This window comes from Gaetbulibacter aquiaggeris (assembly GCF_044003965.1).
In the GTDB taxonomy this organism is placed as follows: domain Bacteria; phylum Bacteroidota; class Bacteroidia; order Flavobacteriales; family Flavobacteriaceae; genus Yeosuana; species Yeosuana aquiaggeris.
Genome location: NZ_JBAWKC010000002.1, coordinates 110877 through 129834 on the forward strand (window position 1 = coordinate 110877; position 18958 = coordinate 129834).

At 32.9% G+C, this 18958-nt stretch carries 21 protein-coding genes and 1 tRNA gene; 11 read left to right on the plus strand and 11 right to left on the minus strand.

Translation table 11 applies throughout. The features are described from left to right. Window positions 1–5: 5 nt before the first annotated feature. From odhB to V8G56_RS06880, 3 genes are all read left to right on the plus strand, one after another. Complete coding sequence (gene odhB / locus V8G56_RS06870; protein WP_395437704.1) at window positions 6–1220, plus strand: 2-oxoglutarate dehydrogenase complex dihydrolipoyllysine-residue succinyltransferase; 1215 nt, start codon at window positions 6–8, stop codon at window positions 1218–1220. A gap of 127 nt (window positions 1221–1347) precedes the next feature. Continuing rightward, on the plus strand, window positions 1348–2091 hold the full coding sequence (locus tag V8G56_RS06875; protein ID WP_395437705.1) for a transporter: 744 nt from the start codon (window positions 1348–1350) through the stop codon (window positions 2089–2091). A gap of 86 nt (window positions 2092–2177) precedes the next feature. Further along, entirely contained in the window at window positions 2178–2444 is a 267-nt protein-coding gene (locus V8G56_RS06880; protein WP_395437706.1) for a T9SS type A sorting domain-containing protein, read from the plus strand. A gap of 402 nt (window positions 2445–2846) precedes the next feature. Here the strand turns inward: V8G56_RS06880 and V8G56_RS06885 are convergent, their stop codons facing one another. Beyond that, on the minus strand, window positions 2847–3287 hold the full coding sequence (locus V8G56_RS06885; RefSeq protein ID WP_395437707.1) for a retropepsin-like aspartic protease family protein: 441 nt from the start codon (window positions 3285–3287) through the stop codon (window positions 2847–2849). Window positions 3288–3373: 86 nt separating this feature from the next. Here V8G56_RS06885 and V8G56_RS06890 point away from each other — a divergent pair, with 86 nt between their 5' ends. From V8G56_RS06890 to V8G56_RS06925, 8 genes are all read left to right on the plus strand, one after another. Further along, window positions 3374–4141 (plus strand): TatD family hydrolase, encoded by a 768-nt coding sequence (locus V8G56_RS06890; protein ID WP_395437708.1) that lies wholly within the window; start codon window positions 3374–3376, stop codon window positions 4139–4141. Between the two features lie 3 nt (window positions 4142–4144). Continuing rightward, the gene (locus tag V8G56_RS06895; RefSeq protein ID WP_395437709.1) at window positions 4145–5176 is read left to right on the plus strand and encodes an asparaginase; all 1032 of its coding nucleotides are present in this window, start codon (window positions 4145–4147) and stop codon (window positions 5174–5176) included. A 75-nt stretch (window positions 5177–5251) separates the two neighbouring features. Continuing rightward, window positions 5252–5339 (plus strand) — tRNA-Ser (locus tag V8G56_RS06900). Between the two features lie 73 nt (window positions 5340–5412). Continuing rightward, window positions 5413–6180 carry a MotA/TolQ/ExbB proton channel family protein gene (locus V8G56_RS06905; RefSeq protein WP_395437710.1) on the plus strand — a complete coding sequence of 256 codons (768 nt, stop codon included), beginning with the start codon at window positions 5413–5415 and terminating at the stop codon, window positions 6178–6180. A 259-nt stretch (window positions 6181–6439) separates the two neighbouring features. Then, window positions 6440–6637, plus strand: a complete 198-nt coding sequence (locus V8G56_RS06910; protein ID WP_395437711.1) for a hypothetical protein — start codon at window positions 6440–6442, stop codon at window positions 6635–6637. Window positions 6638–6643: 6 nt separating this feature from the next. Continuing rightward, window positions 6644–7231, plus strand: coding sequence for an ExbD/TolR family protein (locus V8G56_RS06915; protein ID WP_395437712.1), 588 nt, complete (start codon window positions 6644–6646; stop codon window positions 7229–7231). Window positions 7232–7254: 23 nt separating this feature from the next. Beyond that, on the plus strand, window positions 7255–7731 hold the full coding sequence (locus V8G56_RS06920) for an ExbD/TolR family protein (RefSeq protein WP_331632280.1): 477 nt from the start codon (window positions 7255–7257) through the stop codon (window positions 7729–7731). 87 nt (window positions 7732–7818) lie between these two features. Continuing rightward, a complete protein-coding gene (locus tag V8G56_RS06925; RefSeq protein WP_395437713.1) occupies window positions 7819–8511 on the plus strand; it encodes a porin family protein in 693 nt (230 codons plus the stop codon). On the opposite strand, the gene V8G56_RS06930 is transcribed toward V8G56_RS06925, so the two are convergent. The 10 genes from V8G56_RS06930 to rplM all read right to left on the minus strand — a co-directional run bounded on the left by V8G56_RS06930 (window position 8506) and on the right by rplM (window position 18927). Next, window positions 8506–9111, minus strand: a complete 606-nt coding sequence (locus V8G56_RS06930) for a hypothetical protein (protein ID WP_395437715.1) — start codon at window positions 9109–9111, stop codon at window positions 8506–8508. The genes V8G56_RS06925 and V8G56_RS06930 overlap by 6 nt on opposite strands. Then, window positions 9111–10571 (minus strand): RNA polymerase factor sigma-54, encoded by a 1461-nt coding sequence (rpoN, locus tag V8G56_RS06935; RefSeq protein WP_395437716.1) that lies wholly within the window; start codon window positions 10569–10571, stop codon window positions 9111–9113. The genes V8G56_RS06930 and rpoN overlap by 1 nt, the downstream gene beginning before the upstream one ends. Before the next feature lie 83 nt (window positions 10572–10654). Further along, on the minus strand, window positions 10655–12088 hold the full coding sequence (asnS, locus tag V8G56_RS06940; protein WP_395437718.1) for an asparagine--tRNA ligase: 1434 nt from the start codon (window positions 12086–12088) through the stop codon (window positions 10655–10657). Window positions 12089–12194: 106 nt separating this feature from the next. Further along, window positions 12195–14591: an efflux RND transporter permease subunit gene (locus V8G56_RS06945; protein ID WP_395437719.1), complete on the minus strand. Its 2397-nt coding sequence runs from the start codon at window positions 14589–14591 to the stop codon at window positions 12195–12197. 179 nt (window positions 14592–14770) lie between these two features. Continuing rightward, the gene (gene frr / locus V8G56_RS06950) at window positions 14771–15328 is read right to left on the minus strand and encodes a ribosome recycling factor (RefSeq protein ID WP_331632293.1); all 558 of its coding nucleotides are present in this window, start codon (window positions 15326–15328) and stop codon (window positions 14771–14773) included. A gap of 44 nt (window positions 15329–15372) precedes the next feature. Next, a complete protein-coding gene (pyrH, locus tag V8G56_RS06955) occupies window positions 15373–16080 on the minus strand; it encodes a UMP kinase (RefSeq protein WP_395437720.1) in 708 nt (235 codons plus the stop codon). 109 nt (window positions 16081–16189) lie between these two features. After that, window positions 16190–17014: a translation elongation factor Ts gene (gene tsf, locus V8G56_RS06960; RefSeq protein WP_395437721.1), complete on the minus strand. Its 825-nt coding sequence runs from the start codon at window positions 17012–17014 to the stop codon at window positions 16190–16192. A gap of 90 nt (window positions 17015–17104) precedes the next feature. Beyond that, a complete protein-coding gene (rpsB, locus tag V8G56_RS06965) occupies window positions 17105–17908 on the minus strand; it encodes a 30S ribosomal protein S2 (RefSeq protein ID WP_331632300.1) in 804 nt (267 codons plus the stop codon). Window positions 17909–18084: 176 nt separating this feature from the next. After that, window positions 18085–18471, minus strand: coding sequence for a 30S ribosomal protein S9 (rpsI, locus tag V8G56_RS06970; protein WP_331632303.1), 387 nt, complete (start codon window positions 18469–18471; stop codon window positions 18085–18087). Continuing rightward, window positions 18472–18927 carry a 50S ribosomal protein L13 gene (gene rplM / locus V8G56_RS06975; protein WP_331632305.1) on the minus strand — a complete coding sequence of 152 codons (456 nt, stop codon included), beginning with the start codon at window positions 18925–18927 and terminating at the stop codon, window positions 18472–18474. Window positions 18928–18958: the final 31 nt, after the last annotated feature.

An 18958-nucleotide genomic window follows, 5' to 3' on the forward strand; every position in this document is an offset into this window, starting at 1 on the left:
AAAGAATGATTTTAGAAATGAAAGTCCCATCTCCAGGGGAATCAATAAAAGAAGTAGAGATTGCTGCATGGTTGGTGCAAGACGGAGATTATGTTGAAAAAGACCAAGCTATAGCAGAAGTTGACAGTGATAAGGCTACTCTTGAGCTTCCTGCTGAAGCTAGTGGAATCATTACCCTAAAAGCTGAGGAAGGCGACGCAGTTGCTGTTGGTGCTATTGTTTGTTTAATTGATACTAGTGCGGCAAAACCAGAAGGAGTTGCTGTAAAGGAAGAAAAACAAGAGGAAGCTGCGAAAACCGAAACCCAAAAACCAATAAAAGCAGAAGCAGAAGCAACTACCTATGCTACGGGAAGTACAGGTCCTGCTGCAAAAAAAATATTAGCGGAAAAGGGAATAGAGGCTTCAGAAGTTAAAGGAACTGGAAAAGATGGTAGAGTTACCAAGGAGGATGCTATAAATGCGACACCATCTATGGGAACACCTACAGGAGGAAACAGAGGAACAACCAGAACCAAATTGTCCATGTTGCGACGTAAAGTAGCGGAACGTTTGGTAGAAGCAAAAAATACAACGGCCATGTTAACCACTTTTAATGAAGTGGATATGTCACCCATTTTTGCTTTAAGAAATGAATATAAAGACACCTTTAAAAACAAACATGGTGTAAGTCTTGGATTTATGAGTTTCTTTTCATTGGCAGTAGTGAGAGCCTTAAAAATGTATCCGGCAGTCAATTCTATGATTGATGAAAAGGAGATGATTACCTATGATTTTTGTGACATCAGTATAGCCGTTTCCGGACCTAAGGGATTAATGGTGCCAGTGATGAGAAATGTTGAGAACATGACATTCAGAGGTGTGGAAGCAGAAGTAAAACGATTAGCTATTAGAGCACGTGATGGTCAAATTACAGTTGATGAAATGACAGGAGGAACCTTTACTATTTCAAATGGTGGGGTTTTTGGTAGCATGTTGTCAACACCCATTATTAATCCGCCACAAAGTGGTATTTTAGGAATGCATAATATAGTTGAGCGACCAGTTGCCATTAATGGGAAAGTAGAGATTCGCCCTATCATGTATGTGGCTTTATCTTATGATCATAGAATTATTGATGGAAGAGAAAGTGTCGGGTTTTTAGTGGCCGTTAAAGAAGCCTTAGAAAATCCGGTGGAATTATTAATGAACAATGATGTTAAAAAAGCATTGGAATTATAATATTATTCTGAATTTAAAATAATAGAAATCCTGAGTTAAAAGACTCAGGATTTTTTTTTTGAAACTAACAAATATCATCTTTATTTAGACTAATTAAAAATAACTTTACAGCTAAATTGAATCCCTTATGAAAAGGAATGAATTTGGTTTTTTCTTTTTAACAGTTCTTTTGTTACATTTAGAATTAGTCTGTCAAACGGTTGAGCCTTCCAGAAATGTTCAAAGAAATAATTTACAGTTAGAATTTGAAACAACATATTCAGTTGAAAATGAGTCAGTAAACAAAACCACCTCATGGAATATTCCAAATATTTTAATGAGATATGGTGTTTCTGACAATATTGAGCTCCAATTACACACCCCATTTACTAAAGTCAGATGTTTTGAGAATGGTCAATTAACTTCAAATATTTTCGAATTTAAAGAAATGGAATTTGGAGTATCAGTTAATTTATGGAAGCAGAATAAACTCATTCCGGAAGCGGCCATCATGGCAAGAATTGTGTCATCAACTCAAGAAATTAATACGGGTGCACTTGGAAATATAGTCTCTCTTAATTTTTTAAATGCAATTTCAAATAAGATATCTTTTAATTATAACATTGGAACAACCACCAATATTGATAAAAACACGTTTTGGTTTTATGTTATGAATATTAGTTATGAACTGAATTCTAAAACCCGTTTTTTTGTTGAAAACACAGGAATGTTTAATGAAAATACAGAATCAAGTTGCTTAGGAACGGGATTCGGATTCAACTTAAACAGTTCTTTTGCAATTGATTTTTCAATAGCTAATAGTCTAAATAATAAGATGTTTTATGGTGGAGCAATTGTCGCCTGGGTAATCAATACTAAAAAAAAGGGGTAGAATTTTTATATTGTAACTAAACTAATTGTGAAAAATCTATCTAAATTGCCATTTGGCTATTCCCTGCAAACAGCTAATTTGAGCAAGTGGCTTCAGAAGTATTGTCAACTTCTTCTTTTTCGTTATCAAAGGTGAAAATGTATCCAAATCCAGCAACATATCAATTGTCGATAGATGCGCGCGGAAAAATTGAAAAAGTATCAATTTACAGCCTCTTAGGTCAAGAAATTTTGACAAAAAAACCAGAAGGCAATAACATAATATTACAGACTGACGGGCTTCAAACAGGAGTTTATATCATTAAAACTACTATAGAAGGTATAGAATCAACTTTAAAATTTGTTAAAAAATAACTTTAATTTTAAAAATTTCATGAAGCTTAAAGCTTAAAATTTTAATCGAATTTTGAATTTCTAAAAAAGGAGAGTTGTAAAAAACAACTCTCCTTTTTTATTCAAACATTAATCTTAAACTAAAAAATATACACAAAAACATTTATTGCAATAATTAGCAATATTATTGCAATTAAACTAATTGTAAAAAATCTATCTAAATTGCTATTAGGTTCTTGCATGATTGTAATATTTTTAGTCCGGTGTGGATTGTCTAAATCTTTTTAATGGAAAACTCCATGTCATTACAACACAGCGTCTTCTTAAAGACTCCCTAAGAATTAATCAATAGCAGTTTAAAGATACACTAAATCTTTGATTTAAAAAGATTGAAGTTTAATTATTAAATTAAAAAAAACACCTTTACTTTTTCAGATATAAATATTTCTTTTCATAATCAATGACCGCCTTCGCTTTTTTCAAAATATCAGCGCCAATGATACCGTCAACGGGTTTTGAGTTATAATTAATTAATGCAGTATTTACATGAGTCAGATTAAATAATATAAGAATGACATTCTTTTTATCCCAGGCTCCAATTTTAACGCGATTTTTTTTAGAAACTTGAGTCTCCATATCTGTTGCGCCTGCACCTGAAGCTTTTATTGCTGATTCTTCTGCATCAAGTTTAAAGGTTTTAACAGCTTCAAATCCCACACATGAACTGGACGCACCAGTGTCTAAAATAAAAAGTCCTTTGACGCCATTTATAGTCGCCTTAATTTCAAAATGATTTGTTTTGGCAAGTTTAAGTTTTACCTTGGTGTATCCTTTATTTACTAGGAATTGGCTGAGTGATTGCATCTAATATAATTTTAAACAAATATAGTCATGTAAAACATTTATTTTTGTAGCTATAAAAAACGTTTCTAATTTTAAAAGTAATATTAGTGATAATAACAGATACACATACGCATTTATATAGTGAAGCTTTTGAAGAAGACAGGAAGGAAATGATGGAGCGAGCTATAAAATTGAAGGTGTCCCGTTTTTTTATTCCTGCGATTGATTCAACATATACTGAGGCCATGTTTCAATTGGAGAAAGCGTATCCCGATAAGGTTTTTTTAATGATGGGTTTACATCCAACACATGTTAAAGAAAATTATAAGCAGGAATTAAAACATGTTGAGGTAATGCTCGAACAAAGACAATTTTATGCCATAGGTGAAATTGGTATTGATTTATATTGGGATAAATCCACTTTAGGAATTCAACAAGAAGCATTTAAATATCAAATAAAATTAGCAAAGCAATATAAATTGCCGATTGTTATTCATTGCAGAGAAGCTTTTGATGAAATTTTTGAGGTGCTTGATCAGGAAAAAGGTGAGGACTTGTTTGGAATATTTCACTGTTTTGCAGGTAATTTGGAACAAGCACATCGAGCCATATCCTATAATATGAAATTGGGTATTGGAGGCGTTGCAACTTTTAAAAATGGGAAAATAGACCAGTTTTTAAATCAAATAGATTTAAAGCATATTGTATTAGAAACCGATGCGCCCTATTTGGCACCCGTACCTTTTAGAGGCAAGCGCAATGAAAGTGGATATATTATAAAGGTATTAGAAAAGTTGTCTCTAATTTATGGAGTGTCGGAAGAACAGATAGCATCTATAACCACTCAAAATTCAAAGGACATTTTTAATATATAAAAGATGAATAAATCAAAACCAAACATTCTACTAATATATACTGGCGGTACTATTGGTATGATAAAAGATCATAAAACAGGAGTGTTAAGGGCCTTTGATTTTAAACACCTGTTAAAAAGAATACCCGAATTACAATTATTGGATTGTAAAATTGACACGGTCTCTTTTCAAACACCCATTGATTCTAGTAATATGAATCCTGATTATTGGGTACAAATAGCAGAAATTATAGAATCAAATTATAATGCTTTTGATGGATTTGTAGTGCTTCACGGAAGCGATACAATGAGCTATACAGCTTCAGCCTTAAGTTTCATGTTAGAAAATTTAGCAAAACCTGTTGTGTTTACAGGATCTCAATTACCTATTGGAGATCTAAGAACAGATGCTAAAGAGAATTTAATTACTTCTATACAAGTGGCGTCACTTCAGCATGTAAATAAACCAGTAATTAAAGAAGTGTGTTTGTACTTTGAGTACAAGTTGTATAGAGCTAACCGAACAACTAAAATTAATGCAGAACATTTTGAAGCCTTTGCATCCCTAAATTATCCAGATTTAGCTGAATCTGGTGTTCATTTAAAAGTGAACCATGAACACTTATTTAAACCAAATTTAAAGAAATCACTTAAGGTTCATAAGCATTTAGATAATAATATCGCATTGATAAAATTGTTTCCGGGAATTTCTGAAAACTTATTAAAAAACATATTTAGTACGCCAAATTTAAAAGGAATTATTCTAGAAACTTACGGTGCTGGAAATTGTACTACTGAAAAATGGTTTATTGATTTGCTTCAAACAACAATAAAAAAAGGAATTCATATCATTAATATCACACAATGTTCAGGTGGAAGTGTCATTATGGGTCACTATGAAACCAGTGAATTATTGAAAAAAATAGGTGTTATTTCAGGAAAAGACATTACAACAGAGGCTGCAACAAGTAAATTAATGTATTTATTAGGTAATAATATTTCACCTAATATGTTCAAAACCATGTATGAAACATCTTTAAGAGGGGAAATGTCCTAAAATTAACGGATAAAGTTTTAAACTTCAATTTATTTTTTGTTATTTGGGCTCTTGTAATTAAGTATTATAAATTACAGAGAGGTGGCCGAGTGGTCGAAGGCGCACGCCTGGAAAGTGTGTATACCTCAAAAGGGTATCGAGGGTTCGAATCCCTTCCTCTCTGCTGTTATTTTTATTTTTAATTACTTTTTTTTTATATCTTTAACACTTTAACTAATAAAATTAAGATCTAGAACATGAAAAGATTATTTTCTATCCTAGCCATTACAGGAATGATGGCTTTCGGAACTGTAAATGCAACTACAAATGCAAACACAACGGCTGCAACTACTGTGGCAAGTATGACTCAAGATGATGCAGCTCCTGCTGAAGAACTTGGATTTCATCAAGAATTAAAGAAACGTTTTATTGAAGGTGGTCCAGGCTTCATGGGAATTGTATTATTATGTTTAATACTTGGATTAGCAATTGCTATTGAAAGAATTATCTATTTAAATCTTTCAACAACTAACACAAAAAAATTAACTAGCGATGTTGAAGAAGCTTTGGCTTCTGGTGGTGTAGAAGCTGCAAAAGAAGTTTGCCGTAATACAAAAGGACCTGTTGCCTCAATTTACTATCAAGGTTTAGATAGAACAGATGAAGGGTTAGATGCTGTTGAAAAAGCGGTAGTAGCTTATGGAGGTGTTCAAATGGGACAATTAGAGAAAAATGTATCATGGATTTCTTTATTTATTGCATTGGCTCCTATGTTAGGATTCATGGGAACAGTAATTGGGATGATTCAAGCATTTGATAAAATTGAAGCAGCTGGAGATATGCAACCATCACTTGTTGCCGGAGGTATTAAAGTAGCTCTTTTAACAACTGTATTTGGTTTGGTAGTAGCTATTATACTTCAAATTTTTTACAATTATATTATTGCCAAAATTGATAGTATTGTTAATGATATGGAAGATGCTTCTATTACATTAATGGATTTACTAATCAGACAAAAAAAGTAATAATTTAAAATAAACACGATTATGAGTTTAAAAAAAATATCAACTATATTCGTTGGAATTGTAGGTGTGTTATCAATCATCTTTCTTGCTATAATAATAGGAGCAGGTGATGATGCCATCAAAGCCGGTGAATCTAGTGGTGCAGTTAATACCTTTATGTATATTTCATATGCTATTTTAATTGTTACAATTGCTCTAGTAGCGTTATTTACTTTTAAAGGATTATTTACAGATACCGAATCATTAAAAAGTACCTTGATTGGCTTTTCTAGCAGTTTTAGTTATAGCATATGCAGTTTCTGGTGGGGATACTAAAGAATACCTTTATAGCGGTTTACCAGCATCGGTTGGAGAATCACGTATGGTAGGAGCAGGAATTGTAGCTTTTTATATTTTAATGGCAACTTCAATAGTTGTGATGCTATTGGCTGGAGTGAAAAATCTATTTAATAAATAAAAAATTATGGCAAAAAGAGCAGCACCCGAAGTAAATGCAGGCTCCATGGCCGACATTGCCTTTCTATTATTAATATTCTTCTTAGTAACAACTACTATTGAGACAGATACGGGTATTAACCGTAAACTGCCTCCAATAGAGGATAGTGAAGAGGATGTTATTATTAAGCAAAAAAATATCTTTACAGTATTACTTAACGGTAAAGACCAGTTATTGGTTGAAGATGAGTTAATGGAACTAAAGGATATCAGAAAGGCAGCCGTTGAATTTTTAGATAATGGCGGAGATGGAACATGTAGTTATTGTCGTGGAAAGAAAGACCCAGGTTCATCAGATAACCCAGATAAGGCTATCATTTCTTTGAAAAATGAAAGAGAAACTTCTTATAAAATGTATATTTCAGTTCAAAATGAATTGGTTGCGGCTTATAATGAGTTGAGAAATAAGAGAGCACAGGCGCTTTATGGTCAGTCATTTATAGAAATGCAAGCAGATTACGATAATGTAAACTGGGTAGGAAATAAGGATAAGTTGAAGGAACAATTGGATCAAATAAAACTAGAGTATCCTCAAAAACTGTCTGAAGTACAATAATTTAAAATTTAACACATTTATATATGGCTAAATTTAATAAGAAAAAAGACGGAGGAGTTCCGGCAGTGAATACGGCTTCTTTACCGGATATTGTATTCATGTTATTATTCTTTTTTATGGTGGCAACCGTAATGAGAGAGAATACCTTAATGATAAAGAATAGCTTACCATATGCTGACCAAGTTGAGAAACTTGATAAAAAGGATCTGGTAATGTACATTTATGCGGGTAAACCAAGTGATGCTTACAAGCAATATGGCACTGAAGCTAAAATACAACTTAATGATAAGTTTGCTGACATAGGAGATATTGCTGCATTTATAGCACAGGAACGCGCTTCAAAAAGAGAAGAATTAATTCCCTTTTTAACGACTGCTTTAAAAGTAGATCAGGATGCTAATATGGGATTAATTGGAGATATTAAACAAGAATTACGAAAGGTTAATGCTTTAAAAATTAATTACACTACCAGAAAAGGTAATGTTTTTGATAAGCATTAAAATTTAAGTCTTAATTTTATATTAGAAAAAGGGCGTTTTGAATTTTCAAAACGCCCTTTTTTATACCTTTATAGCTCTAGTAAGTTTATGAAGATTTTAATTTTTATAGTATTTTTTTTGTTTGGTTTTCAATTTTCTTTTTCCCAAGAAATTGAAAATAAGCCTGTAGATTCTCTTTATAAGGAGGATCAGTTTTATGCTGGGTTAACCTATAACTTTTTAGCCAATAAACCCACAAATCTTGGTCAAAGTGGGTTTTCATTGGGCTTCCATTTTGGGTTTATAAAAGATATGCCCATTAATAAAAATAGAAATGTAGCTATTGGCGTTGGTTTGGGATATTCGGCTAATTCTTATAATCAAAATCTACAAATTGCTAAAAATAATACCGGTTCATATGATTATACTATTTTAGAAGATAAATCTACCTATTCTAGAAATAAATTTTCTAATCATTTTATTGAGCTGCCTATTGAGTTTAGATGGCGCACTTCTAATGCCACTGATTATGAATTCTGGCGTATTTATTCCGGATTTAAACTGAGTTATATGGTTGCCAATAACACAAAATATGTTGGTAATACAGAATCGTTGACTTATAAGGGTATTCCCGAGTTTAATGAGTTTCAATATGGGGTCTCACTTTGTGCTGGGTATAATACCTGGAATTTTTATGTGTATTATGCATTAAATCCTATTTTTTCAAGTAAGGCAAAAATAGAGGGTCAATCTATAGATATGAATGCCCTAAAAATTGGGCTCATGTTCTATATTTTATAGCCAGTATTTTAGAAGAATCAGTTGTGGTATAAAACCAACAAAAAACCCAATAATGAGCTCTATTCCTGTGTGCGCTTTTAAATGTAGTCTTGAAGTTGCAATGGCGCCAGTTAGAATGAACATAATGGCTAATGTGCCATTAATGTTAATGCTAAAATGAATACTTAAAGCTATAAAAAACATAAACAATCCAGCTATAGAGGTCATATGTATACTGGCCTTAAATCTCATGAAAACCAAAAAAAGGCAAGCCAGAGTTGATATCAATATACCAACAAAAAAATAATAGAGTTCTATAATTTGATTGGCTGTTAATATTCTATTTAGAACTAATAGAACTACTATACAATTTACTATTAATGGAAATATGCGTTCCTTGGTAGTTTCTAAATAAATTGATTTCGCCTTACCTAAGGTTTTTAATAAAAAATACAGTAAAATAGGTAATACAATTGTTAAAATAAATAGGGAAATTAATTTAGCCTGAATGATCTGTAATGAAATATATTTAGGCGATTTTGTAAAATAAAAGATAACGCCTAGTAAGGGTATTATTAAGGGATGAAAAATGAAAGAGATACTTTTTAAAATATTATTCATTACATTTTTTTGCGCAGTCTTGCTACAGGCACATCTAATTGTTCTCTATATTTTGCAACAGTTCTTCTGGCAATAGGATATCCTTTATCTTTTAAGATAGCAGCTAAAGTTTCATCTGTTAACGGTTTTCTCTTGTCTTCTTCTTCAATAACGGTCTCCAGAATTTTTTTAATTTCTCTGGTTGAAACATCTTCTCCTTGGTCATTTTTCATGGATTCAGAAAAGAATTCCTTAATCAGTTTTGTACCATAAGGCGTATCTACATATTTACTGTTGGCAACTCTGGAAACGGTAGAGACATCCATATGTATTTCATCGGCGATATCTTTTAAGATCATTGGTCTTAAATTCCGCTCATCCCCTGATAAAAAATAGTCTTTTTGATAGTGCATAATCGCACTCATGGTAATAAACAAGGTCTGCTGTCTTTGTTTAATGGCTTCAATAAACCATTTGGCAGCATCTAATTTTTGCTTGATGAAAATGACTGCATCTTTTTGAGAACCAGACTTGTCATTAGTGTCTTTGTAAGTTTTAAGCATGTTATGGTATTCTCTTGACACATGAAGTTCTGGAGCATTTCTGCCATTTAATGTTAACTCTAATTCTCCATCAATAATTTTAATCGCAAAATCTGGGACAATATGTTCAACTATTCTGTTATTTCCTGAATAGGATCCACCTGGTTTAGGATTTAAATGTTCAATTTCTGAGATGGCATCTTTTAGTTGAATTTCAGAGACATCAAACTTTTGAATTAACTTATCATAGTGCTTTTTTGTGAACTGTTCAAAAGCATTATCAATAATATTTATAGCCAATTCAGCATCTAGGGTTTTCTCTTTTCTGTGTAATTGAATGCTTAAGCATTCCTGTAAATTTCTTGCACCTACACCAGCAGGATCTAACTGATGAACAAGTTTTAAAACATATTCAATTTTTTCTTCGGATGTATAAATGTTTTGAGTAAATGCCAAATCATCCATAATATCGGATAAGGATCTCCTGATATATCCACTATCATCAACACTTCCTACTAAAAATTCAGCAATATCACGCTCTTCATCAGAAAGTCTATAGGTATTTAACTGGTCTATTAAATATTGTGTAAAGGAGGTGCCTGCAGCATACGGTACATTTTTTTCCTCATCATCAGCACTGTAATTATTAGCTTGGGTTCTGTAGTCAGGAATTTCGTCATCGCTCAAATACTCATCTACATTAATATCATCAGTATTTATAGAATCTTGTTCATTAAAATCATCGGTCGTATTATCTAAATCTGAATCATAATCATTTTCCGTTTCTTCTTTACCTCCTTCAAGCGCAGGATTCTCTTCTAGCTCTTGTTTAATACGCTGTTCAAAAGCCTGCGTAGGCAACTGAATCAATTTCATTAATTGAATCTGTTGTGGTGACAACTTTTGAGATAATTTAAACTGTAATTGTTGCTTAAGCATATTAAAAACTAGTTTAGATAAAAGTATAAAAACAAAATTAAAAACCCTACCTGATTAAGGAACCAAACAGGGATAAACTTGCTTTAAAATTCCGCATTTTGTGGTGTTCTTGGAAAAGGAATAACATCTCTTATGTTTGTCATGCCAGTTGCAAACATAACTAATCGCTCAAACCCAAGTCCAAAACCAGAATGCACTGCGGTACCATATTTACGAAGATCTAAATACCACCAAAGTTCATTTTCATCAATATCTAAGGCAGCCATTTTTTCTTTGAGTACTTCTAATCGTTCTTCACGTTGTGAACCTCCAACCATTTCACCAATACCAGGAAATAAAATATCCATCGCTCTAACCGTTTTACCATCTTCATTTAAGCGCATGTAAAACGCTTTTATATTCGCTGGATAATCAAATAAAATGACAGGACATTTAAAGTGTTTTTCAACAAGAAAACGCTCATGCTCACTCTGCAGGTCAGTGCCCCATTCGTTAATAATATATTTAAATTTCTTTTTCTTATTTGGTGTACTATTACGAAGAATATCAATGGCCTCTGTATAACTTACTCTTTTAAAGTTATTATCAATAACAAAGTCTAATTTTTCTATTAGACTCATTTCACTTCGTTCTGCCTGTGGTTTGGTTTTTTCTTCATCTAATAATCTACTTTCTAAAAAGTCTAAATCTTCACGATTATGAGTCAGCACATATTTCAATACGTATTTTAAAAAGTCTTCAGCCAAATCCATGTTACCTGCTAGGTCCATGAAGGCAACTTCAGGTTCAATCATCCAAAACTCAGCTAAATGTCTGGATGTATTAGAGTTTTCTGCTCTAAATGTTGGTCCAAAGGTATAGACTTTACCAAGAGACATGGCATATGTTTCAGCTTCTAGTTGTCCTGAAACGGTAAGATTGGTTTCTTTTCCAAAAAAATCTTTCGAATAATCAACCGCTCCCTGTTCAGTTAATGGTGGGTTTTTAGCATCTAAATTACTAACTCTAAACATCTCTCCAGCCCCTTCCGCATCACTTCCAGTAATAATTGGTGCATGCATATAAAAGAAACCATGGTCATTAAAGTATTTATGAACAGCAAAAGATAAAGCAGAACGCAACCTCATAACGGCACTAAATGTGTTTGTTCTGGTACGTAAATGCGCATTTTCCCTTAAAAATTCGAAGGAATGTTTTTTTGGTTGAATTGGATAGGTCTCAGGATCAGAGTCACCTAAAATAACAAGGGATTTTACTATTATTTCTACTTTTTGCCCTTTGCCTTGACTTTCAACTAATTCTCCTTTAATATGAATCGCTGCACCGGTGGTAATGCGCTTTAGGATGGTTTCATCAGTTTTTTCAAAATCAACAACACACTGAATATTATTAATTGTAGATCCATCATTTAAGGCAATAAAACGATTGGCTCTAAAAGTTCTTACCCAACCTTTAATTTCTACTTCTGGTAGGATGTTATTATTTGATAATAATTCTGAAACGGTATGTAATGTCATTGGTATTTAATTTAAAGTGCAAATATAAAGGTTTCAAAATTCAAAATTCAAGTATCATTTTCCAAAATGTTAGTAAATTGGTATTTGAAACTTAAATCTAAAGATTTTAGTATTGAGAATCTTCTTCCTCTTCTTCAGGAATGATATTAATAGCAGGCTCTTTTAATACATTTTTATTAGCAATACTTCTTTCTAGTGAAAGCAACAAAGAGGGTAATAAAACTAAGTTTGAGAGCATGGCAAATAAAAGAGTGATAGAAACTAATCCGCCTAAGGCCACAGTGCCTCCAAAGCTAGAAATGGTAAATACTGAGAATCCAAAGAACAGCACTATAGATGTATAAAACATACTCACACCCGTTTCTCTTAAGGCAGCATAAACAGATTTATTAATTCTCCAATGGTTGGCTTGAAGTTCTTGTCTGTATTTGGCTAAAAAGTGAATGGTATCATCAACAGAAATTCCAAAAGCTATACTAAAGACCAAAATAGTTGATGGTTTTATAGGAACCCCTAAATAACCCATTAAGCCCGCGGTTATGAGTAAAGGCAGTAAGTTTGGAATAAGGGAGACTACTATCATTTTAAAAGACCTGAACATATAAGCCATGAACAATGAAATTAAGAATATGGCTAGTGACAATGAAATGGCTAAGTTTTTAACTAAATATTTCGTGCCTTTTTGAAACACCAAAGCTTTTCCAGTCATGGTCACATTATACTGGTCTTTTGGAAACACATTATTAATTTTATTTTGAACATTTTCTTCAATGTGCTCCATCTTATCGGTCCCAATATCTTTCATAAAGGTGGTTATGCGAGCATACTGACCCGTACTGTCAACAAAATTTTTAAACAAATCAACATTTGAAGTTGAGTTTTTTGCATACGATAAAATGAAACTATTTTCTTGGGAAGTAGGCAATTGATAATGTTTTGGATTGCCGTTATAATAGGCCTGTTTTGAATATTTTACCAAACTAACTACTGAAATAGGTTTTGATAATTCAGGAGTTTCAATAATTAACTCTTCAAGCTCATTCATGCGCTTTAAAGTAGACAGTTTCAACACGCCCTTTTTACGCTTGGTATCAACCATAATTTCTAAAGGCATGATACCATTAAATTCTTCTTCAAAAAACCGGATGTCCTTGAAAAACTGAGTGTTTTTAGGCATGTCTTCAATCAAACTACCTGAAATTCTAATTTGGTAAATACCTATAAAACTTAAAATAAGGAGTAAAACGGATGTGGCATAAATAGCAATTCTCTTTCGTTTTACAATTCGCTCAATCCAACTTACAAAATAACCAACCCAACGTCTGTTTAAATGTTCTAAATGTCTCTCTTTTGGGTAAGGTAAGAAAGAATATAAAATAGGGATGATTAAAATACATAATATGAAAATAGCTAAAATGCTTAAAGAAGCTACTGTGCCGAACTCTTTTAAAAGCTGACTTTCAGTTAACATAAAGGTCGCAAAACCAGAGGCTGTTGTTACATTAGTCATTAAGGTGGCATTGCCTATTTTGGTGATTACACGTTGCAATGATTTTACCTTATTGCCATGTAATTTTACCTCACGCTGATATTTATTAATTAAGAAGATGCAGTTAGGGATACCAATAACTATAATTAAAGGGGGTATAAGTGCTGTTAAAACAGTGATTTCATAATTTAGCAATCCAATAATTCCAAAGGTCCACATCACGCCAGTGCAGACTACAACAAGAGAAATGAGCGTGGCTCTAAAGGATCTAAAAAAGAAAAAGAATATAAGTGAAGTAACTAGTAATGCTGCGCCAATAAACAAGCCTATTTCATCAACAATATTTTGTGAATTCAGGGTGCGTATATAGGGCATTCCAGAAACTCTTACGTCTATTTCATGAACAATTTCAAAAGCTTCTATTTGAGGCTGTAAAACTGAAATCACAAAGTCTTTTCTTACGGAAGTATTTACAATATCTTTTTTTAGGTAAATAGCAGTTCTTATGGTTCTGGTATCTTTATTGAACAGAAAATTATCGTAAAAGGGATATTTTTTGAACAGATCATTTTCTAATATAGCAATCTGTTCCGTTGAAGAAATGGAATCTTTTATAAATGGTTCAAGTACAAATTTTTCGTTTATAGTATCTTTTACAAGTTTTTGCAGATCTTTAATGGAAACAACTGTTTCTACTTCATCATATTTTTTAAAAGAATCAGATAAATTATTCCAGGCATTCAGTTTTTTAACCGTAAAAAGTGATGAATCTTTAACTCCCAAAACTATCAGGTTACCCTCTTCACCAAATATTTTTAAAAAATTCTTATAGGTCATGTTTACTTCATGATCATCGGGTAAGAGGTTAGCTTCAGTATACGTAAACCGCATATTTTTCCACTGTAAGCTAAAGAAGATCGTTATAATAATAATGGAAACAAGTATAGCAATTTTATTACGCAATATGAGTCTTGCAATAATGTCCCAAAAATCTTTTGTAAAAAGTTTTAACATGATTTGTTTAAAAGATGTGCAAAGGTAGAAAAAACAACCTATTAGAAATGATTATAGCTTAATAATGTTATGTTAAACACATACTTAGAGGCCACATCATCAATAATATTGATAAATAAAAAGTTCTTATAGAGTGTTATATAAAAAATAAAGAAGCGACATTTAAGTCGCTTCTTTATTTATACGGTCATGATTTCCCTTTCTTTGATTTCGAGAATTTCATCAATTCTTCTAACGTACTTATCTGTTAATTCTTGTATGTCAATTTCTGCGTTTTTCTTAAGGTCTTCAGAAATATCTTCAGATTTTTTAATTTCATTGTTGGCATCTTTACGAGCACTTCTTACCCCAATTTTAGCATCTTCAGCCTCCGCTTTCGCTTGCTTCGCTAAATCTCTACGACGCTCTTCAGTAAGTGGTGGCACATTAATAATAATAGTTTCACCATTGTTCATAGGATTAAATCCCAAGTTAGCAATCATGATCCCTTTTTCAATTTCTTGAAGCATGCCTCTTTCCCAAGGCTGAACAGTTATAGTTCTACCATCAGGCGTATTGATATTGGAGACTTGGCTTAATGGTGTTTGAGAACCGTAATAATTAACCATAACACTTCCTAACATAGCGGGACTTGCTTTTCCCGCTCTAATGTTTACTAATTGTTTTTCTAAATGCTTTAGAGCATTATCCATAGACTCCTTTGCTGAGTCTAAAATGAATTGGACTTCTTCATTCATTACTATAAACTTTAATTTTCAATTAACATAAAAAAGATGTAGAACTAACAACTCACTTCAGTTCCAATATTTTCACCAGAAACCACTTTTAACAGGTTTCCTTTTTTGTTCATATCAAATACAATAATAGGCAATGCGTTTTCCTGACTTAAAGTAAATGCGGTTGTATCCATTACTTTTAGTCCTTTTTTAATCACTTCATCAAATGAAATAGTATCAAATTTTATTGCTTTTGAATCTTTTTCTGGGTCTACATTATAAATGCCATCAACGCGAGTGCCTTTCAATATTACATCTGCCTCAATTTCAATGGCTCTCAGAACAGCAGCAGAATCTGTTGTAAAATATGGATTACCAGTACCACCTCCAAAAATGACGACGCGTCCTTTTTCTAAGTGTCGCATGGCTCTTCTGCGAATAAATGGTTCTGCAACTTCATTTATTTGAATGGCAGATTGCAATCTTGTGGCAATGCCAGCATTTTCTAAAGCACTCTGTAAGGCCAGCCCGTTAATAACGGTTGCAAGCATCCCCATATGATCTCCTTGAACTCTATCCATGCCTTTGCTGGCTCCAGAGACACCTCTAAAAATGTTTCCGCCACCAATAACTATGGCAACCTCCACACCTTTATCCGTAATGGCTTTTATATCTAGAGCATATTCTGCCAAGCGTTCTGGGTCAATACCATATTGACGGTTTCCCATTAAGGCTTCGCCAGATAATTTAAGGAGGATTCTTTTGTACTTCATAATGAATTTAAAGGTTTAGCAAAACTACATAATTTTTTTGTTTTTAAATTATAAAAAAAGCTTCTCAAATTCATGAGAAGCCCTTTTTAATTATTGTTTTGCTATTAGTTTAACCTAATGCAACTCTTTTAAAGTTTACCACTTTTACGTCTTTGCCAATAGTTTTCACGTAGTTAGCAACACTCATTTTACTGTCTTTAATAAAATCTTGATTTATTAAAGTATTGTCTTTAAAGAAACGGTTTAATTTACCCTTGGCGATATTATCTAACATAGCTTCCGGCTTACCTTCTTGACGTAACTGATCTTTAGCAATTTCAATTTCTTTAGCAATAACAGAAGCGTCAACTCCAGCCTCATCTAAAGCTATAGGATTCATTGCAGCCACTTGCATTGCGACATCTTTAGCAACCTCTTCAGCGCCTTCTACATTTGCAGATAGACCAACTAAAGTTGCTATTTTGTTACCAGCGTGAATATAAGAACCTACAAAAGGCGCTTCAATTTTTTCAAATGCAGTGATTTCTAATTTTTCACCAATCACACCCGTTTGCTCAATTAATTTATCAGCAACGGTCATCCCGCCAAAATCAGCCGCTAGGAAAGATTCCTTATCAGCATATTTAAAAGCTAGATCAGCAAAATCATTAGCTAATTTTACAAAGCTTTCATTTTTACCAACAAAGTCAGTTTCACATCCTAAAACAACGGCAACACCACTTGTTTTAGCATCATTTACTTTTGCAATCGCTGCGCCTTCAGTTGATTCTCTGTCAGCTCTGTTTGCCGCAACTTTTTGACCTTTTTTACGTAAAATTTCAATTGCTTTTTCAAAATCACCTTCAGCTTCAACTAAAGCTTTTTTACAGTCCATCATTCCTGCACCAGTAGTTTGTCTCAGTTTGTTTACTTCTGCAGCTGTTATTTTTACCATAGATTCCATATTTTAAAATTTAAAAAGTCGTTCAATTGGTTTCAATGAAGAAAGAATTAAACGACTTAATGTATGTATTAATTATACTTTTTATTCTTCTTCGTCAGCTACAATTTTCTTAGCTTTTGCTAAGGCTTTTGCTTTTTCTGCTGCCACTGTTTTTTCGTCAAAAGAATCATCTCCCTCAGATTCAGCATCTTTTTCAGCTTTACGCTCTAATAAGCCTTCACTGATAGCACTTGTAACATAAGACAAAATTTTATCAATTGATTTTGAAGCATCATCATTTGCAGGGATTACATAATCAACTTGACGTGGGTCTGAGTTGGTATCAACCATTGCGAAAATAGGAATGTTTAATTTTTGTGCTTCTTTAATTGCGATATGTTCACATTTGATATCAACAACAAATAATGCCCCTGGTAAACGTGTCATGTCACTAATGGAACCTAAGTTTTTCTCTAACTTAGCTCTTAAACGATCAACCTGTAAACGCTCTTTTTTAGAAAGAGACATAAAAGTTCCGTCTTTCTTCATTCTATCAATTGAAGCCATTTTTTTAACAGCTTTTCTAATAGTAACAAAGTTAGTTAACATACCACCTGGCCATCTTTCAGTGATGTAAGGCATGTTGATAGCTCCTGCTTTTTCAGCAACGATATCTTTTGCTTGTTTTTTTGTAGCAACAAATAAAATTTTGCGACCTGAATTAGCGATTTTGCTTAACGCTGCTCCAGCCTCTTCCATTTTAGCTGCTGTTTTGTAAAGGTTTATAATATGGATACCGTTACGTTCCATATAAACATAAGGGGCCATGTTTGGATCCCACTTACGTGTTAGGTGACCGAAGTGTACACCTGCTTCAAGTAATTCTTTTACTTCTACTTTTGCCATTTTGTAATAGTTTACGTTCTGTTGAATTAGCAATGATTAAGTGGTCATTTTTTAAATTCGCCTTAACCATTTAGATGCTAAACTAAATCCTGTTTTTACAACTAGGACAACAATAACTGGTTTAATTTTTTCTTTTTGCTGTTTACCATAAAATAGTAATCCAGCTCAATTTGGTATTAACGTTTAGAGAACTGGAATTTCTTACGCGCTTTTTTCTGACCGAATTTTTTACGCTCTACCATTCTAGGGTCTCTAGTTAATAAGCCTTCTGGCTTAAGAGTTAGTCTGTTTTCAGCATCTAATTCGCACATAGCGCGAGAGATTGCTAAACGAACTGCTTCTGCTTGGCCAGTCACACCACCTCCAAAAACATTTACTGTGATATCAAAGTTACCTTCGTTATTAGTCAAAGCTAATGGCTGGTTTACTTTGTATTGCAATGTAGATGTCGTGAAGTAAGCATTTAATTCTTTTTTGTTAACTGTGATGTTACCTTTACCAGGAGCAACATAAACACGAGCAACTGCCGTTTTTCTACGGCCAATTTTGTGAATTACTTCCATTTAATTGAATTCGTTTAAGTTAATTGCCTTTGGTTTTTGAGCCTCATGAGTATGCGCTGCACCAACAACAACATTTAAATTACGGAATAAATCTGCACCTAATTTGTTTTTAGGGAGCATTCCTTTTACTGACTTTTCTACTAATCTTGCAGGATCTTTTCCAAACATTTCTTTAGCAGATAAGCTTCTTTGACCACCTGGATAACCTGTGTGACGGATATACGTTTTATCGTTCCACTTGTTTCCTGTTAAGTTGATTTTTTCGGCATTAATAACAATGACGTTATCACCGCAATCAGCATGTGGTGTGAAGTTAGGTTTGTGTTTACCTCTTAATAGTTTTGCAACTTTTGAAGCTAAACGACCTAAGCTTTGCGATTCAGCATCAACTAAAACCCATTGCTTATTAGCAGTAGCTTTGTTGCCTGAAATTGTTTTGTAGCTTAATGTATCCACACTTATTATTTTTTCTAATTAAACATTCCTC

Bases quoted from the DNA above. Each gene is read 5' to 3' on its own strand.
- odhB (WP_395437704.1), top strand. From the start codon at position 6: ATGATTTTAGAAATGAAAGTCCCATCTCCAGGGGAATCAATAAAAGAA.
- V8G56_RS06875 (WP_395437705.1), top strand. From the start codon at position 1,348: ATGAAAAGGAATGAATTTGGTTTTTTCTTTTTAACAGTTCTTTTGTTA.
- V8G56_RS06885 (WP_395437707.1), bottom strand. From the start codon at position 3,287: ATGCAATCACTCAGCCAATTCCTAGTAAATAAAGGATACACCAAGGTA.
- V8G56_RS06895 (WP_395437709.1), top strand. From the start codon at position 4,145: ATGAATAAATCAAAACCAAACATTCTACTAATATATACTGGCGGTACT.
- V8G56_RS06905 (WP_395437710.1), top strand. From the start codon at position 5,413: ATGAAAAGATTATTTTCTATCCTAGCCATTACAGGAATGATGGCTTTC.
- V8G56_RS06915 (WP_395437712.1), top strand. From the start codon at position 6,644: ATGGCAAAAAGAGCAGCACCCGAAGTAAATGCAGGCTCCATGGCCGAC.
- V8G56_RS06920 (WP_331632280.1), top strand. From the start codon at position 7,255: ATGGCTAAATTTAATAAGAAAAAAGACGGAGGAGTTCCGGCAGTGAAT.
- V8G56_RS06925 (WP_395437713.1), top strand. From the start codon at position 7,819: ATGAAGATTTTAATTTTTATAGTATTTTTTTTGTTTGGTTTTCAATTT.
- V8G56_RS06930 (WP_395437715.1), bottom strand. From the start codon at position 9,111: ATGAATAATATTTTAAAAAGTATCTCTTTCATTTTTCATCCCTTAATA.
- rpoN (WP_395437716.1), bottom strand. From the start codon at position 10,571: ATGCTTAAGCAACAATTACAGTTTAAATTATCTCAAAAGTTGTCACCA.
- asnS (WP_395437718.1), bottom strand. From the start codon at position 12,088: ATGACATTACATACCGTTTCAGAATTATTATCAAATAATAACATCCTA.
- V8G56_RS06945 (WP_395437719.1), bottom strand. From the start codon at position 14,591: ATGTTAAAACTTTTTACAAAAGATTTTTGGGACATTATTGCAAGACTC.
- frr (WP_331632293.1), bottom strand. From the start codon at position 15,328: ATGAATGAAGAAGTCCAATTCATTTTAGACTCAGCAAAGGAGTCTATG.
- pyrH (WP_395437720.1), bottom strand. From the start codon at position 16,080: ATGAAGTACAAAAGAATCCTCCTTAAATTATCTGGCGAAGCCTTAATG.
- tsf (WP_395437721.1), bottom strand. From the start codon at position 17,014: ATGGTAAAAATAACAGCTGCAGAAGTAAACAAACTGAGACAAACTACT.
- rpsB (WP_331632300.1), bottom strand. From the start codon at position 17,908: ATGGCAAAAGTAGAAGTAAAAGAATTACTTGAAGCAGGTGTACACTTC.
- rpsI (WP_331632303.1), bottom strand. From the start codon at position 18,471: ATGGAAGTAATTCACAAAATTGGCCGTAGAAAAACGGCAGTTGCTCGT.